General features: G+C 39.8%; 13 protein-coding genes and 2 rRNA genes. 10 read left to right on the top strand and 5 right to left on the bottom strand.

The annotated features are described in order from the left end of the window. Window positions 1–260: 260 nt before the first annotated feature. From rrf (I6E82_RS09620) to glsB, 3 genes are all read left to right on the top strand, one after another. Window positions 261–375: ribosomal RNA gene (gene rrf / locus I6E82_RS09620) — 5S ribosomal RNA — on the top strand. Window positions 376–438: 63 nt separating this feature from the next. Next, window positions 439–553 (top strand): 5S ribosomal RNA (gene rrf / locus I6E82_RS09625). A gap of 535 nt (window positions 554–1,088) precedes the next feature. After that, entirely contained in the window at window positions 1,089–2,012 is a 924-nt protein-coding gene (gene glsB, locus I6E82_RS09630; RefSeq protein ID WP_010554382.1) for a glutaminase B, read from the top strand. 37 nt (window positions 2,013–2,049) lie between these two features. On the opposite strand, the gene I6E82_RS09635 is transcribed toward glsB, so the two are convergent. After that, window positions 2,050–3,354, bottom strand: coding sequence for an inosine/guanosine kinase (locus tag I6E82_RS09635; protein WP_010554383.1), 1,305 nt, complete (start codon window positions 3,352–3,354; stop codon window positions 2,050–2,052). A gap of 178 nt (window positions 3,355–3,532) precedes the next feature. Between I6E82_RS09635 and tadA the strand changes: the two genes are divergently transcribed. Beyond that, complete coding sequence (tadA, locus tag I6E82_RS09640) at window positions 3,533–4,048, top strand: tRNA adenosine(34) deaminase TadA (protein WP_010554384.1); 516 nt, start codon at window positions 3,533–3,535, stop codon at window positions 4,046–4,048. A 2-nt stretch (window positions 4,049–4,050) separates the two neighbouring features. On the opposite strand, the gene I6E82_RS09645 is transcribed toward tadA, so the two are convergent. Both I6E82_RS09645 and mltF read right to left on the bottom strand, forming a co-directional pair. Beyond that, window positions 4,051–4,218, bottom strand: a complete 168-nt coding sequence (locus tag I6E82_RS09645) for a hypothetical protein (protein ID WP_007584688.1) — start codon at window positions 4,216–4,218, stop codon at window positions 4,051–4,053. Between the two features lie 163 nt (window positions 4,219–4,381). Beyond that, window positions 4,382–5,890 carry a membrane-bound lytic murein transglycosylase MltF gene (mltF, locus tag I6E82_RS09650; RefSeq protein WP_197117740.1) on the bottom strand — a complete coding sequence of 503 codons (1,509 nt, stop codon included), beginning with the start codon at window positions 5,888–5,890 and terminating at the stop codon, window positions 4,382–4,384. 211 nt (window positions 5,891–6,101) lie between these two features. Between mltF and purL the strand changes: the two genes are divergently transcribed. The 4 genes from purL to I6E82_RS09670 all read left to right on the top strand — a co-directional run bounded on the left by purL (window position 6,102) and on the right by I6E82_RS09670 (window position 13,123). Beyond that, a complete protein-coding gene (gene purL / locus I6E82_RS09655; protein WP_197117741.1) occupies window positions 6,102–9,992 on the top strand; it encodes a phosphoribosylformylglycinamidine synthase in 3,891 nt (1,296 codons plus the stop codon). Between the two features lie 121 nt (window positions 9,993–10,113). After that, window positions 10,114–12,582: a YdbH domain-containing protein gene (locus I6E82_RS09660; RefSeq protein WP_197117742.1), complete on the top strand. Its 2,469-nt coding sequence runs from the start codon at window positions 10,114–10,116 to the stop codon at window positions 12,580–12,582. Window positions 12,583–12,584: 2 nt separating this feature from the next. Then, on the top strand, window positions 12,585–12,782 hold the full coding sequence (locus I6E82_RS09665) for a YnbE family lipoprotein (protein WP_007584699.1): 198 nt from the start codon (window positions 12,585–12,587) through the stop codon (window positions 12,780–12,782). An 11-nt stretch (window positions 12,783–12,793) separates the two neighbouring features. Further along, entirely contained in the window at window positions 12,794–13,123 is a 330-nt protein-coding gene (locus I6E82_RS09670) for a YdbL family protein (protein WP_007584701.1), read from the top strand. Window positions 13,124–13,194: 71 nt separating this feature from the next. Here the strand turns inward: I6E82_RS09670 and I6E82_RS09675 are convergent, their stop codons facing one another. Together I6E82_RS09675 and waaA are read right to left on the bottom strand one after the other, a co-directional pair. Beyond that, the gene (locus I6E82_RS09675) at window positions 13,195–13,743 is read right to left on the bottom strand and encodes a DUF1415 domain-containing protein (RefSeq protein WP_024591451.1); all 549 of its coding nucleotides are present in this window, start codon (window positions 13,741–13,743) and stop codon (window positions 13,195–13,197) included. Next, the gene (gene waaA / locus I6E82_RS09680) at window positions 13,740–15,038 is read right to left on the bottom strand and encodes a lipid IV(A) 3-deoxy-D-manno-octulosonic acid transferase (protein ID WP_197117743.1); all 1,299 of its coding nucleotides are present in this window, start codon (window positions 15,036–15,038) and stop codon (window positions 13,740–13,742) included. The genes I6E82_RS09675 and waaA overlap by 4 nt, the downstream gene beginning before the upstream one ends. A gap of 182 nt (window positions 15,039–15,220) precedes the next feature. Between waaA and I6E82_RS09685 the strand changes: the two genes are divergently transcribed. Then, window positions 15,221–15,811 carry an SIS domain-containing protein gene (locus I6E82_RS09685; protein WP_002961065.1) on the top strand — a complete coding sequence of 197 codons (591 nt, stop codon included), beginning with the start codon at window positions 15,221–15,223 and terminating at the stop codon, window positions 15,809–15,811. After that, window positions 15,811–17,250, top strand: coding sequence for a bifunctional D-glycero-beta-D-manno-heptose-7-phosphate kinase/D-glycero-beta-D-manno-heptose 1-phosphate adenylyltransferase HldE (gene hldE, locus I6E82_RS09690; RefSeq protein ID WP_197111057.1), 1,440 nt, complete (start codon window positions 15,811–15,813; stop codon window positions 17,248–17,250). Before I6E82_RS09685 ends, hldE begins: the two co-directional genes overlap by 1 nt. Window positions 17,251–17,344 lie beyond the last annotated feature (94 nt).

Below are 17,344 nucleotides of genomic sequence, written 5' to 3' on the forward strand. Positions count from 1 at the left end.
AAGTGGTGTGAGCCATTAAGCTAACTTGTACTAATTACCCGTGAGGCTTAACCATACAACGCCAAACGCGTTTTATGCGACAGTTTAGACAGAAGTTAATATGACTAAAGTAGATATTACTGAAAAGACTTAAAAAATATTATCAGATATTTTCCAAATTCAAGAGGTGACTCTTAGCGCGTAGCGTTAACATTGAGGCACCTTGCGCAAAGAAAATGGTAGCACTATGTGCTTGTCATTAATTCTTTGCACCATATTTGCTTGGTGACAATAGCGTTTTGGACCCACCTGACTCCATGCCGAACTCAGTAGTGAAACGAAACAGCGCCGATGATAGTGTAGCATTTGCTATGTGAAAGTAGGACATTACCAGGCTTCAAATTCAGTCGAAGGACTTTAATCTTAATAATTAAAAACAAGAAAATTGAAAAGAATTTTCTTGGTGACAATAGCGTTTTGGACCCACCTGATTCCATGCCGAACTCAGTAGTGAAACGAAACAGCGCCGATGATAGTGTAGCATTTGCTATGTGAAAGTAGGACATTACCAGGATTTAATTAAGAGAAACCCGTTACAGTAATGTAACGGGTTTTTTTCTTTTTGAAATTAGTAAAACTCTGCATACTAAGAGACGATACGATTAATAATAGTGTAGTATTTCACTGTGACTCTCTACCGCTGTGGGCACTACGACATCCTACTGCGTAGCGCACCGACTTCACATTGTAGAGCGCTCGAATTTAAGATTCGGGCTTTTTATGTCTGCAGAAAAGTGAAAAACACGCAATTAACACACTCACATCAACACCTATCACGTAGGTCGGGCGAGCGTAGCGACTCCCGACGCTAAAATCATAAAAATCTCCGCTCGACAATGAGTTCGTAGCATTTGCACTGTGACTCTCCACCGCAGTGGGCATCATGACATTACCAGGATTTAATTAAGAGAAACCAGATACAGTAATGTGACGTTTTTTTCTATTTAAATTTAGTAAAATCTCACCGTTAAATTCGACAACAAAACTAGGTGCACCTAATAGCGCGTGTTAAAATCCAATTCTTATGAATGACGATATAGAGGTCTAGATTGCCTACAGCTGATTACCAAAAGGTGCTTGATGAAATAGCACATGAAGTACGTCCTTTATTATCACAAGGGAAAGTAGCTGATTATATACCGGCGCTTGCCGAGGTTGATCCGGAACAATTTTCTATCGCTATTTATACAACTGATGGTGAAACTGTGTGCGCAGGGGATTGTTCTCAACGCTTCACTATTCAATCAGTTTCTAAAGTTATGACACTTACTATGGCACTACAGCGTTATGGTGATGAACTTTGGCATAGAGTCGGAAAGGAACCCTCAGGCACAGCCTTTAACTCGCTTACACAGCTTGAGTTTGAAAAGGGGATACCTCGTAACCCATTCATCAATGCAGGCGCAATTGTAACGTGTGATGCATTATACAGCCGCTTATCTGCGCCAATGCATTCTATGCTCGAAACCTTCAGGTTATTAGCTGGTAATAGAGGCGTAGTAATTGATAAAAAAGTCGCTAATTCAGAGTATGAGTTCAGGCACCGAAATGCTGCGATGGCGCATTTGATGAAATCGTTTGGTAATTTTGAAAACGAAGTAGATGATGTTTTGTGGGCTTACTTTAACTTTTGTTCTATTGAGCTCAACTGTATTGAATTAGCAAAAGCTTATAATTTTTTAGCTAATAAAGGTGTTGATTATAGCTCTGGTAAACGCGTTTTAAGTAGTCGTCAGAATAAACAGCTTAATTCGCTTTTATTCACGAGTGGTTTATATGATGCTGCGGGGGATTTTGGTTACAGAGTGGGTATGCCTGGTAAGTCGGGAGTATCAGGAACTATTTTAGCTGTACTACCAAATAAGTTTACAGTGGCTGTTTATTCACCGGGGCTTAATTCGTTTGGTAATTCGGTTGCAGGAATTGCAGCGCTCGAGCTGTTATCTAAAAAACTCGATATTTCTATTTTTTAGGTAAACAAAAGGGAGCAATAATTGCTCCCTTTGTAATTTATTGTTCCCAGTAAACCTGCTCTAAACAATCTTCACGTTCAGGTAAGCCACGAGATAAACGCGGAGAGTGTTGAACTAACACTTCATAACTCGCTCGGTTAGCATATTTACTAATTTGCGATAGTGACGAGTAAGTAATAGCTTGTTGCTGATGCTTAGCTGAGTTTGCCACATTAAGTTTATGATAAACATTCGCTGACAAATCATGTAGTACAGCCGCAAGTGCACAATCGCCTGCACCATTGGTGTTTTTGATTGAATCAGGCCCGCCCATAAATGGGGCAGTATGACTGTATGCCCTGATAGGCTCATCACATTCATCCTTACGCATAGCGCGTGAAAATTCGTAACGGTTAAAATCAGGTATGGCGCCCGGTAGTAACGGGTATTCAGTTTCACGTTTTAAACTTTCATCAACGTAGCCGGCCATAAATAAGCCTTTTTCGCCAGCGGTACAAATTACCAAATCTACCCAATCAAGTGCTTTATCAGCAGCTAAAAGGGGATCTTCAAAACCCGTAATAGCTAACCCTTCTTCTTCGTTCATAGCAAGAATATCAACATGCTTTTCGACAAAGTTTGCCCACCAAGTAGGGTCTTGTTCAATTAAGAACTTAGTACCGAGTGTAAGCACAACTGGCACACCTGCATCATTAGCGTATTTAACTGCTTGCATAGTGGCTTCAGTCATTGTTTCGCTACCTTGAGTACGCATAAGGTAGGCACTAATCACTAACGCTGATGAATTCTCAATAAGGTCTTTATCGATAGATTCAGGACGTAAGTGATTCATTAGACCTGCACTTATTGCAAAAGTACGCTCACCGGTTTCATCAATTAATGTAAAACAACGGCCTACAGGCCCATCAACTGGTTGAAGGTAGTTTAAGTCTACACGGCTTGAGGTATTACATAAAAAACGGTAAGCGTAGCTACCTATTTTTATATTTTCGCTCATTACGCCTAATAAAACTGAGCGATCATCTGCAAGTACAGAGTAGTTGTGCATAGTGTTACCAATGGTTCCACCGGCAAACTCAAAATCAACCATATTGTTTAATTTTAAACGATCGTATAAGGCGTTTGTTGTATCGCTATCAATAACTTGCGACATCCCTCTACGTAGTTGAAATTCGTCAAGGAAAGCTTGATCAACTTTTGCCTCTATATCAACAACGATCTGATCGATACCCGTAATATAACTACGTTGTAATCGCTCTGTTGCGTTAAGTTGATTGGTAAGTGGATCTTTGGCTTCCACTGGAAAATAATGTTTATGCCTGCGGCGTCCAGGAAATTTCATTTGCTACCCGTGTTGTGAGCTAAATAAAAAAAGCGTGAGATTATAGCGTAAATCAGCACGAGTGAGCCATTACAAACGGGTAAATATTGTTTTATTTTTGGAATAAAGTAATGAATGGCGCACTTTAGAGTGCTAACTAGGTATAATTACAGCATAAAAGGTTATTTAAGTAGAAATAATGAACGAACCATTTGATGATTCCTACTGGATGGAACAAGCGCTTTTGTATGCAAAGCAAGCAGAGCTGCTTGATGAAATTCCGGTTGGAGCAATTGTAGTCAAAGATAACCAGCTAGTTTCAGTTGGGTATAACCGCTCAATAACGGATAATGACCCATCTGCCCATGCCGAAATGATTGCAGTGCGAGAAGCTGGAAAAGTCCTTAACAATTACCGCTTAATTGATTGCACCCTATACGTAACGTTAGAGCCTTGTTCTATGTGTGCGGGATTGTTAGTGCATAGCAGAATAAAGCGTTTAGTATTTGGAGCAGTCGATGCTAAAACAGGGTCTGCGGGTTCAATTATGAATTTATTACAAGAGCCTAAGTTAAATCATCAAGTTGAGGTGTGCGGTGGTGTTTTGGCACAGCAGTGCGGGGATACTATTTCGAATTTTTTTAAACGTAGAAGAGCGCAAATTAAAGCAGCTAAGAAAGCTGCTCGTGATGATCAAATAAATAAGCCTAACTAAAGTTAACTAGCGATTGGCTCTATTTCTGATTCAGCCATTTGCTGCATAGCAAACATTCGGCGACGCCAGATGATTTTTTTGTGTAGTTTTCGCAACATAACACGACGACGTGTGGCCGTTGAATAAATGACATTGCGTTTTAATCTTTGTGTGCGTCTACGTTTTAGCATGTTTTCTCCTAATGCAAGAGTGAGAAAGGCACGGGTATATCTTATAAAATAATGATATACAATTAACACACATTAGTGATCATTTGGTGACAAGTAAACAGATATTTAATTTACTTAAATTTTGCTTACTGACATGCTCAATAAACGGGTACTTATATTAATCTTAGCCATTGTTTTCACTCGACTGTTCGGGTTCGATTGTAGGTTGTTGTTTTTCTGTTTGAGCTTCATCTGCCTTACTTTCTACTTCACTTTTTTCGTTTAGCTTTAGCTCAGTATCAGTGCTCAACTCTGTAATTGGTTCTGGCTCAGGCTCTGCAGCAATAGCATCATTTTCATCTAGCCAAACAAGTGCATCGTAATAGCGACGAATATTATCGACATATTTAACAGCTACATCGCCTCGGGCATAACCGTAGCGAGTTTTACGGTAATAGCGCTTTTTAATTAATAGCGGTAGGCGTTTCTTTACATCAGCCCATTTATCAGGGCTTGCGCCTTGCTGTTCGGTAATTATACGTGCGTCGTTAACGTGCCCCCAACCTACATTGTATCCGGCCAAAGCAAGCCATGTGCGGTCGGGTTGCGGGATACGGTCAGGAATACGTTTAATAAGCTTGCTTAAGTATTTAGCGCCACCACGAATGTTTTGCTCTGGTTCTAACCGGTTAGTAACACCTACTTGTTTGGCTGTACTGCGAGTTAGCATCATGATGCCGCGCACACCTGTTGGTGATTTAGCGCGAGGATTCCACATAGATTCTTGATAGCTTAGTGCCGCTAATAATCGCCAGTCAAGGCTACCTGCATATTGTTCAAACCATGGCTGGTATGTTGGTAAGGTTTCTTTAATTGCTTCTATATAGGCTAGGGTATTTACATAGTTAAATTGGCGCACGTGACCGAAGTATTTTTCTTCAAGTACATAGAGCTGGTTACTTTGCTTAACGTCACCAAAAAATGGCACCAACAACGCATATAAAGAGTCGTCTTTAGATTTATTAAGTATCCATGCAATCGGGTCGTTATGGCTAACTGAAAAACCAATGCTTAAATTTGGGTGATAACGGCGAAACAGCGATAGCGTATGCGTATCAGCGAGTGTGTAATCTATCTCGCCATCAATAACTGCTTGAAGTAGTTCTTCTTCATCAAACTCTTCGCTTTCTATCCAAGTTAGATCTGGATTGTTCTTCTTCATTTTTTGTAGAGTAAGCGAGTGGCTACTTTTAGCTATAACAGTAAAGTTGCCATCTAAATCGTCAAACTCTCGAGGGCGAACGCGCCCTTGTTTATAAACTAACTTTTGGCTGATTGTTCTGTAAGTTGGTCCGTAACGGTATTGCTCTGCACGGGTTTTATTATAGGTAAGTCCTGATGCTATCAAATCTAAATCACCGCTTTCAAGGCGTTCAAACATTTCAGATAAGTTAAAGAAAGGGACTATTTCAAGCTCTACACCTAAATATTCAGCGAAGGCCTGAGATAACTCATATTCAAAGCCTTGCTCACCTTGAACGGCTTGATAATAATTACTAGCACTGGCAAGGGTACCCACACGTATTTTATTGTGTTCTTTTATTTGGGCGAGTTGAGTTGGCTGCTCTTGCATATCGCATGCACATAACAGCATAACTAAAGTAATGATTATTATTAGTTTTTCTTTGAACATTGAGTGCCCCTTAAGCTCGCCAGTCACCGTTATAGCAAAACTAAGCCATCGCGTCACTTTACCTTTTATTTTATTAACCAAAAGAGGCTATAAATAAAGCTAAAAAGTTAATTTTATGAAAAGCGTAATTTTGAGTTAAATCTGAATGCTAATTGGACTATAATGCGTGCCTAAAATATCGTTCAATCCCTAACCCCGGATGAAATTACCTATGTTGATCCTTCGTGGTGCACCAGCACTGTCAGAGTTCAGAGTTAATAAAATTTTAGCGCGTTGCCAACAATCGCAACTTCCAGTCACTAACGTATACGCCGAGTATGCTCACTTTGCCGATTTAACATCGCCGTTGAGTAGCTCCGAGCAAACCAAGCTTGAAAAACTATTAACTTACGGTCCAACTATTGCTGAGCATACCCCAGCTGGCAAACTTGTACTTGTTACACCTCGCCCAGGTACCATTTCACCTTGGGCATCTAAAGCAACCGATATTGCCCATAACTGTGGTTTAAAACAGGTTCACCGTGTTGAACGCGGTATTGCTTATTATGTTGAAGGTGACTTAAACGCAGAACAACTTGCACAAGTAATTGCGTTATTGCACGACCGTATGACCGAAGCCACGCATAGTGAGCTTGAAGATGCTGCACAACTGTTTCGCAGTGATGCACCGCGCCAAATGTCGTCTGTTGATATTTTAGGTGGCGGACGCGAAGCATTAGCAATAGCCAATGTTGAGCAAGGTTTTGCCCTTGCTGATGACGAAATAGATTACTTGGTAGAAAACTTTATAAAGTTAGGACGTAACCCTAACGACATCGAATTGTTTATGTTTGCACAAGCAAACTCAGAGCATTGTCGCCATAAAATATTTAATGCTGACTGGACAATCGATGGAAAAGAGCAGCCAAAATCGCTATTTAAAATGATTAAAAATACCTTTGAGCTAAATCCTGAAAATGTATTGTCGGCGTATAAAGATAACGCGGCAGTAATGAAAGGCTCAAAAGCGGGTCGCTTCTTCCCAAATGCGCAAGGTGAATATGCGTATCATCAAGAAGACATTGAAATACTAATGAAAGTTGAAACGCATAACCACCCAACAGCTATTGCGCCATTCTCTGGTGCGGCTACAGGCTCTGGTGGTGAAATTCGCGATGAAGGCGCAACTGGTCGTGGCTCTAAGCCAAAAGCAGGTTTAGTTGGCTTTACTGTATCAAACTTACGTATTCCAGGTTACGAGCAACCATGGGAAAGCGATTTTGGTAAACCGGGTCGTATTGTTAACGCGCTTGATATAATGACAGAAGGTCCACTAGGTGGTGCTGCATTTAATAACGAGTTTGGTCGTCCTAACTTATTAGGCTACTTTCGTACTTACGAAGAAAAAGTAACAAGCCATAATGGCGAAGAAGTACGTGGTTACCATAAACCCATTATGCTTGCCGGTGGTTTAGGTAATATTCGCTCTGATCATGTTCAAAAAGGCGATATTCCTGTTGGCGCTAAATTAATTGCGCTAGGTGGACCTGCAATGAACATTGGTTTAGGCGGTGGTGCTGCATCAAGCATGGCCTCTGGTCAATCAAACGAAGATTTAGATTTTGCTTCAGTACAGCGCGAAAACCCAGAAATGGAACGTCGTTGCCAAGAAGTTATCGATAAATGTTGGCAGCTAGGTGACGAAAACCCAATTGCATTCATCCACGATGTAGGTGCTGGCGGTTTATCAAATGCGTTTCCTGAGCTTGTTAATGATGGCGGACGTGGTGGTAAGTTCCAATTACGTAGCATTCCTAACGATGAGCCAGGCATGGCACCACACGAAATTTGGTGTAATGAATCACAAGAACGCTATGTACTTGCTGTTGGCGTAGAGGATTTTGAACGCTTTGAAGCAATTTGTAAGCGTGAACGTGCCCAGTACGCTGTTATTGGTGAAGCAACAGCTGAACCTCACTTAACAGTGTCAGACAGTCATTTTGAAAATAACCCTGTTGATTTACCGCTGGACGTATTATTAGGTAAAGCACCTAAAATGCATCGCGATGTAACGTCAAAGCACGTTGTTGGTAAAGCGCTTGATACTACATTAATAAATGCAGCAGATGCAGCGCAGCGCTTAATGCGTTTACCAGCCATTGCAGAAAAAACATTCCTAATAACAATCGGCGATCGCTCAGTTACGGGTTTAGTAGCGCGCGATCAAATGGTCGGTCCTTGGCAAGTACCTGTTGCTAACTGTGCAGTAACTGCGGCAACGTATGATACTTACCACGGTGAAGCTATGTCACTTGGTGAGCGTACTCCTGCAGCATTACTTAATTACGGTGCATCTGCTCGTTTAGCTGTAGCTGAGTCGTTAACTAATATTGCCTGTGCAAACATCGGTAGCCTTGAAAACATTAAGTTATCGGCAAACTGGATGGCAGCAGCGGGTCACCCAGGTGAAGATGCTGGTTTATACGAAGCGGTTAAAGCCGTAGGCGAAGAGCTTTGTCCTGCGCTTGGTTTAACGATTCCAGTGGGTAAAGATTCTATGTCGATGAAAACGACATGGAAAGATGAAGGTGACTCACAAGAGAAGTCAGTAACATCGCCGCTTTCACTGGTTATAACTGCGTTTGGTCGTGTTGACGACGTACGTAAAACAGTCACTCCACAACTACGCACAGATAAAGGCGACACATCGCTTATATTAGTTGATTTAGGTGCGGGTAAAAACCGCATGGGCGCATCAAGCCTTGCACAAGTTTATAAGCAATTAGGTGATGTAACACCTGATGTTGATAGCCCTGAGTTATTAAAAGGCTTTTATAACGCAATGCAAGCACTTGTGGCTGATAGTAAGTTACTTGCTTATCATGACCGCTCAGACGGTGGTTTATTTACCACTGTTGCTGAAATGGCGTTTACGGGTCATACCGGTGTAACGGTTGATTTAGCTGACTTAACAGGTTCAGACATTGAAGCACTTTATAACGAAGAGCTAGGTGCCGTAATCCAAGTAGCAAATGCTGATTTAGATGCAGTAAATGCGGTGTTTGAACAACATGGTATAGCAGCAATTAGCCACAACATTGGCACGCTTAACAGTGACGATGCGATTATATTTAACCGTGGCGAAAATACGGTACTTAATCATACGCGTACTGAGCTTCGTACTATTTGGGCTGAAACAACGTATCAAATGCAAGCACGCCGTGATAACCCTGAATGTGCTAAGCAAGAGTTTGATGCTAAATTTGATGCAAAAGATCCAGGCTTAAACGTAAAACTTAACTTTGATTTAAACGAAGATATAGCGGCGCCATACATTGCAACCGGTGCTAAACCACAAATGGCTATTTTACGTGAGCAGGGTGTTAACTCTCATTTAGAAATGGCTGCAGCGTTTAATCGCGCAGGTTTTGCAGCCGTTGATGTACACATGAGCGACATTTTAGAAGGTCGTTTAACACTAGATCAATTTAAAGGTTTAGTGGCCTGTGGTGGTTTCTCATACGGTGACGTACTTGGTGCGGGTGAAGGTTGGGCTAAGTCTATTTTGTTTAACGACATGGCACGCGATCAGTTCCAAAACTTCTTCCACCGTCAAGATACCTTTAGCTTAGGTGTATGTAACGGTTGCCAAATGTTATCAACGTTAAAAGAGTTGATCCCTGGCACTGAACATTGGCCGCGCTTTGTAACTAATAAATCAGAGCGTTTTGAAGCACGCTTTAGTTTAGTAGAAATACAAGAAAACCCGTCTGTGTTCTTTAACGGAATGGCTGGCTCGCGAATGCCTATAGCGGTTTCTCATGGTGAAGGTCATGCTGAGTTTGCAAACGATGCAGCCACTAAAGCGGCGCTTAATAGCGGCACTGTAGCGGTTAAGTTTGTAGATAACTATGGTAACCCTACAACGCAGTACCCAGCTAACCCTAATGGATCTCCAGAAGGTATTACAGGTATTACGTCAACTGATGGTCGCGCCACTGTAATGATGCCGCATCCAGAACGTGTATTCAGAAGCGTTGCCAACTCTTGGCATCCTGATGAGTGGAACGAGGATAGCCCATGGATGCGCATGTTCCGTAATGCACGTAAAAACGTAGGTTAATTATAATTACGTTTATACAAGTTAGATTCATAATCTTACTGTAAAATAAAAAAGGCTGCATTGTGCAGCCTTTTTTGATTAGTATAGTTTTAGCTAAAAGCACAAAGCATTTAAGGATAGTATGTTTAAGCGAGTTGGTTTAATTGTTGGTGTTTTATTGCTAAGTACCTTGCTGCTTAGTTATGTGTTTCGCTTGCCGTTATTACAGTGGGCTATAGCGCCTGAGCTTAAAAAAGCAGGCATTACGTTAAGTTGTCTCGATTTTTTAATTACGTCTGAACTAAATATTCATGCTGATAAAGTGTGTGTAAATTATCAAAATCAACAATTACAACTTACTGGTATTACTGCAAATACAAAGCGTGTAGATATTGAAAATGCAGTGCTAACAGTTAATTCACTCCCTAAAAGTGATAATGCTAATCAACTTGCTAAAAATCTCGATTTAGCACTTCCCTTAAACCGCCCATTAATCAATATTAAACAGCTTGTAGTAAAAAGTGATGAGCTCAATAAGCCACTTAAAATAAGCATATTAGAACCAGAACTAAATAAATTTAATGTCTCGGGTGATATAAACGCAAGCGCAATTTTGACTGCTAATAAAGTAAGTGGTCAGTTTTTAATTAATGACACTCTTTTAAAGCACGTTATAAACACTAAAAATACATTAATAGCAGATTTTAACTTTAATACTCAGCAAGCATTTAGCTTTGACGGTATAAAGTTTGAGTTAAATGGCGATATTAGCTCCCAGTTTACTCACACGTATGAGTTTTCTCATACAAATCAGCAGTGCAAAGTTAACGTATTAACTACAGGTAAGTTGGCGACTCATTTTAATTTAAATAGCCAAGTGTTAATGTTTAATACCGATTTGCTTAATAACAAAATTAATCTAACACCAAGCTGTACTGAGTTAATTCCACCGAGTGAATATGCAGGCTTTTTTAGCAAACAAGTTCCTTTAAATTGGCAACTTAAACTCCCTCAATCAATTCGCTTAGAGGGTAGTGAGCTCAGTGTACCTGTAATTAATTTGATGAGTGAAGGCGATAAGCAATTTGATTTTTTAATAACAGATACAACACTAAATATTACATCTCCATTTGAGTACTTACAGACAAATTTATCAGCTCAAATAAATACACCCGATATAAATAATATTAGCGTTAATGCTCAGTTATCTGGCGCTGTTATTAAAGGCGATTACGCCATTATGCTTAAAAGTTTGCCTGAGTTTGCACCTGCAACAGCCAATGGGCTTAGCCTCAGTGGTCACTTTGATATAAGTGAGTTTATAGACTCAAAACCAGTTGGGCTTATAAATGCTAAATTAACGCTTAATAATGTAGATGCGTTTGATATAAGTGCAGTGCAATATCAAGGTGATTTAACTGCAAAAATGGATAAAAAGTTAAACGCAGAGGTAGCGTTAACGCAGCAATTAAAAAGCGCAGAATATAAAGAATTTAAAGTCACAGATATAAGTAACACATTAACAGCAAATGCTAATTTAGGCGTAGGTGAGTTATTTGCTGATCTAACAGCAAAAACGAATATAAAGGCTGTTAATAGCCCTGACATAAAACTTAATAATATAAAAGTAGAGTCTACAGGCTTGCAAAGTCGTGCACTAAAAGCCACGCATCACGCATTTATAAACGATGTTGAGTTAGTTGTAAATCATCATATGTCGTCGCAAGCTCATCCGTTTGAAGTCATTATTCCTGAACAAAGTACGCTGCTGTTAAATGCGCTTATTAGGCAATTTGAGCCACTTGCACAACTAACAGAGGGCGAATTTAATGGCTATATTAGTGGCGATATAAACTTACAAAATGCACTGTTCAATATGGGGATTAGTCATACAAGTGCACTGTATAACGATTACCTTGCGAGTGATTTAAACAGTGTATTTAGCGGGGAATATAATTCAGGTAAGCTTAATGTAAAACCAACTACCTTTAATTTAAATGAGTTTAGAGCGGGTGCCGTAGTTAAAGCGATTAAAGGGCAATGGCAAGTGAGTAGTAATACCGCGCTTATAAATGATGTAAAAGGAAGTGTGTTTGGTGGCGAATTTTCGTTAGATACCTACACAATAGGGAAGCCAAACCAAGTTGCCAATGTTAAGTTTGAAAATATTGATGCAAGTAAACTCGTTACACTCGACGATAAGTCGGGCATTGTATTAACGGGACGCTTGGCGGGGTCTTTACCTGTCCATTTTGATAGTGGAAAAATTGAAATAATTGACGGTAGTTTATTTAGCCAAGGAACAGGTAATTTAAAAATCACCAATAATGCCGCGTTTGATTCAGTAATGCAGCAACAGCAAGAGTTGCAACCTGTATTAGGGCTATTAACTAATTTAGATATTCAAAAACTTAATAGCAGTGTGGCATTAAAAAACGATGGCTGGTTAAAGCTTGGGGTTAATTTACAAGGCTATAATAAACAAGAGCAGCAGCAAGTTAACTTTAATTATAACCACGAAGAAAACGTATTTACACTTTTACGCGCACTGCGTTTAAGTGACGAAATTACACAAAAAGTTGAGCAACAATACTCACAAAAAGGAAACTAATAATGAGACAGTCGTTATTGATAAAAGTACTGCTCGCGCTAGGTGCTATTAGTGCACTAAGTGCCTGCACGCACCGAGTTGAGGTGTCTGCTAAAGAGCCCATTACTATTAATTTAAATGTGAAGGTCGATCACGAAATTCGCGTAAAAGTAGATAAAGAACTCGACAGTTTGTTTAGTGACGACAGTGAGTTATTTTAAGGAGCTAAAACATGAATACGAAGAAAAAATTAAATATTATTACGTTAGTTAGTGCAGTATGTATGTCGTTCTCTGCGTGGGCTATTAGCCTTGATGACGCTAAAAATCAAGGTTTTGTAGGTGAAGATAGCTCTGGTTATTTAGGGCTCGTTGTACAAAACGCAGAAGCAAAAGCAGTTGTTGATGACATAAATGCAAAGCGTAAAGCGCAGTACTTAAAGCTGGCTAAAAAGAATAACTTGTCACTTTCACAAGTAGAGGCACTTGCTGCCGCTAAAACAATTGAAAAAACCCAAAGTGGTCATTACGTTGAAGTAAATGGTAACTGGGTTAAAAAATAAGCGTTAGTTATTGCCTTGTTTTGTAAGAAGTTTTGCACAAAGTTTTTACAAACCAAAATAAAACCGAGCATTTAAGCGCTCGGTTTTTTACAGCCTTCGAGTAACTGCTGCCAAAAATCAATACCCTTACGCCTTGCTAGGTTTATATTATGCTCTGGAATAGATTCAGGCTCGTTATAACTATCAAGTGCTTCGCTCATACTTGCTTCGCGAATTAAATGCAAAGTAGGAAAGGGCGCTCTATTTGTGTAATTTGCGGCATCAGTTTCATCGCTGTCGGCAAATACGTAATCAGGATGAAAGTTAGCAATTTGATACTTCCCTTCAAACCCCTGCGCGACTAAAAGTGCATTAGCTAAATCGACCAAGTCTAAAAAGTCTTCAAAATCACTAAAGCCGTTGTCAAACATGATAAGGGTTGTTTCGCGCTCTGGTTCGCGGTCAAGCTCAACACATTGCTCAAGCATATCCATTACGGCATCATCCATAGTTGCTGCAGGGCTTACTATGTAATGAATACAGTTGTTTTCTACTTCTTTTCGAGCAAATGGGCAAAAGTTATATTTAACAATAACAGATGACACCCATTCACGGGTTTGGCTTATAGCTATGTTGGTCACGGTTTTGGCTCTAAATATTGATTAATAATGGTAAGTGTTTTTTGTATAGCACCTTGGTTTTTAGTTACGCATTGCGCAGCTTTAATACCTAAGGTTTGGCACGCTTTTGTGTTTTGGCTAAACGTTATGAGCTGCTTTGCTAGTGCGTCATAGCTATCAACCACTACAGTGCCTTTAAGTTTTATTAGCTCGGGATAAACATGATCAAAATTGTATGTGTGTGGACCTGTTATTAAACCTACCGAAAACGCAGCTGATTCCAGTGGGTTATGCCCACCTCTGCGTATTAAGCTGCCACCAATAAAGCTCACATTTGCAGAGCCATATAAACACTGTAATTCACCAAGCGTATCAGCAAGGAGTACTTGTTCATTGTTGTAGTTATTTTGGCTACGACGGCTAAAACTAAGTGGGCTTTGTGTTAAAAGCTCAGCTACTTTATCAAATTGCTCTGGATGGCGCGGGGCAATTATAAGTAATGCATTAGGTTGCTTTTTTAGTAACTGTTGGTGAGCCGCAAGTACCAACTCATGCTCAATAGGATGTGTTGAACCTGCTACCCATACAAAGCGTTCATCGTTATTGTCTTCATTACTGTTATAAAGCTGTTTAAGGTTGAGTACTTTGGCTAATTGCTCGTCACTTGGTGTTATATCAAATTTTATAGAGCCTGTTACATGGCTTTTTGAAGTTTCGAGACCAAGCTCTATAAAACGCTCTGCATCTGCCTTGTTATGACTCGCAAGTACTGTAATTGAGCGCATAATAATATGCGTTAATTTAGCGACCTTTTGATAACCCTGCTGCGACTTTTCAGAGAGTCTTGCATTGATAACAAGTACCGGTATATTTTTTTTGTGACTTATCGCCATTAAATTTGGCCATAGCTCTGTTTCTAAAATACATAATGCTTGTGGCTTTATACGCTTTAAAAATCGGGCTGTCGCAAACGGAAAATCGATTGGTAAGTAGCTACACGCCACAGTATTTTTAAACTGGCTAAGTATTTGCTCTCTGCCTGTTGGAGTATTACAGGTTATAAGTATATTTAAATTTGGATGCGCTTTTTGAAGAGCTTTAATAAGCGGCGTTGCGGCTAGTACCTCACCAACAGAAGCACAATGAAAAACTAAAGGTTTGGTTTTAGTCGTAAATAAAGACTTACTGACAAACCCAAAGCGCTCTTTAAAGTGTGCACGATAACCTTGGTTTTTTTTACCTCGTAAAATATAGAGATAAAATACAATCAGTGGGCTAATAAAAATTAATGCTAGAGAGTAAAAAATGCGTGCCATACTGATCTTTCTTAAAGGGAAGTGGCGTTAGTTTACCGTGAAATAGCCGTTTTCTAAACATACTCGCAATAAAATATGGTCTGGGTTCAGTTATAACCCGATAAAATGCACACAATTAAATAAAATTATGGAATAATGGATTTAATTTTTCCCTGCTATTTCAGTTCCTAGAGGAATTTTTCATGTCAATTATCGATTCAGTGGCAACTAGCTACGTTGAAACATTAAACCGTCATCAAGCATTATTTGAAACGATGGAAGCTTATCATCAAGAATCTATGCAACTGTTAGAAGCATGCCACAGTGCATTACAAGCTGGTGGCAAGATTGTTTGGTTTGGTAACGGCGGTAGTGCAGCCGATGCGCAGCATTTAGCAGCAGAATTTGTAGTGCGTTACAAATTAGAACGTGGTCCGCTTGCCTCTATGGCATTGACTACAGATACATCAATTTTAACAGCTCACAGCAACGACTATCACTTTGATACGGTGTTTGAACGCCAAGTTCAAGCGCTATGTAAACCAGAAGATTTAGTTATAGGTTTAACCACATCAGGTACTAGTAATAATATTAACTTAGCATTAGAAGCTGCAAATAAACTAGGCGCTTTTACAGTGGCATTAACTGGGCGTGATGGCGGTAAAGTAAAAGACATTGCTAAGTTACCTATCATTATAAAAAATGACGAAACAGCACGTATTCAAGAAGCTCATATGTTTATAGGTCACTGGTTATGTGAAGCCATGGATATGGTTGTTGCGGAGCAACAGTAATGGATTTATCGTTATTAAAAAACTTATCAGCGGCACGAATATTAGTTGTTGGCGACGTAATGCTAGACCGTTATTGGTATGGCGATACAGGTCGAATTTCGCCTGAAGCGCCAGTACCTGTTGTTAAAGTAAGTAAATTTGAAGACAAAGCGGGCGGCGCAGCTAACGTTGCAAAAAATATAGCGCGGTTAGATGCAAAAGTTGGCTTACTGGGTTTAATTGGTGAAGACGAAAGCGGGCAGATTTTAGAGACTATTCTAAAAGGTGAAAAAATAAGTTCACAATTAGTCAGTGTATGTGATTTACCGACTATTTCAAAAATGCGTGTTATTAGCCGCCACCAACAACTGGTTCGTCTTGATTTAGAAGAAACATTTACCGAGCAACACAGCCAACTTTTATTAAACCGTTTAGAGCTTGTACTTGATGAATACGATTTTATTGTGTTCTCTGATTACAGCAAAGGATCTTTAAGCTTAATTAAAGAAATGGTAAGCCTTGCTAAGGGCGCAGGGAAAACGGTTTTAATCGACCCTAAATCGCCAGACTTACACTTGTACGAAGGTGCTGATTACATTACGCCTAATTTACATGAGTTTAAGTTAGCGGGTGGTCAAACCGATTCAGAAGAAGCTTTAGCCGCAAGTGCGCGTGATTTAATTAGCAGAAATGGCATTAAAGCTATGTTGCTTACGCGTTCTGAGCAAGGTATGTCGCTTATTAGTGCAGATGAAAAATTTGATTTTGCAGCGCAAGAGCTTGAAGTAAGCGATGTAACCGGGGCCGGTGATACGGTTATAGCTACATTAGCTGTTATGCTTGGCGCGGGCATGGAACCTAAAGATGCTGTCGAAATTGCTAACTTAGCGGCAGGTATAGCGGTTAGTAAATTTGGTGCAGCTACAGTTTCGCCAGAAGAGTTAAGTCGTAAGCTTGGTCAGTATTTACATACTACTGGTGAGCATTACCAAACACCATTTGATGATGTCCTTCAACATATTGAGTTTGCAAAACAAAACGGCGAAACCATTGTATTTACTAATGGCTGCTTTGATATTTTACATGCTGGGCATGTGCGTTATTTAGCACAAGCTAAAGCACGAGGCGATAGACTCGTTGTTGGATTAAATAACGATGAATCTATTACGCGCTTGAAAGGGGCAGAACGTCCTATTAACCCACTAGATGAGCGTGCAATGGTACTTAGCGCACTTTCATCAGTTGATTGGGTTATTCCGTTTGGTAGCTTAGATGAAAACGATACTCCCGCTAAATTAATCGAGCAGATAAGCCCTGATATTTTAGTTAAGGGTGGCGACTACACCGTAGAGCAAATAGCGGGTGCTGAGCATGTACTTCGCCATGGCGGAAAAGTTGAAGTGCTTGAATTTTTAGATGGATGCTCAACATCAAAAGTAATTAGTAAAATTAAACAGTAATTACTGATTTAGTTTGCTAAAAAATACAAAAAAGGGATGAAAACACTGTTTTCATCCCTTTCTTACTTTTAATACGTTACTTTATTAAAAGTAA

The organism is Pseudoalteromonas sp. NZS11 (assembly GCF_015864765.1).
In the GTDB taxonomy this organism is placed as follows: Bacteria; Pseudomonadota; Gammaproteobacteria; order Enterobacterales; family Alteromonadaceae; genus Pseudoalteromonas; species Pseudoalteromonas arctica.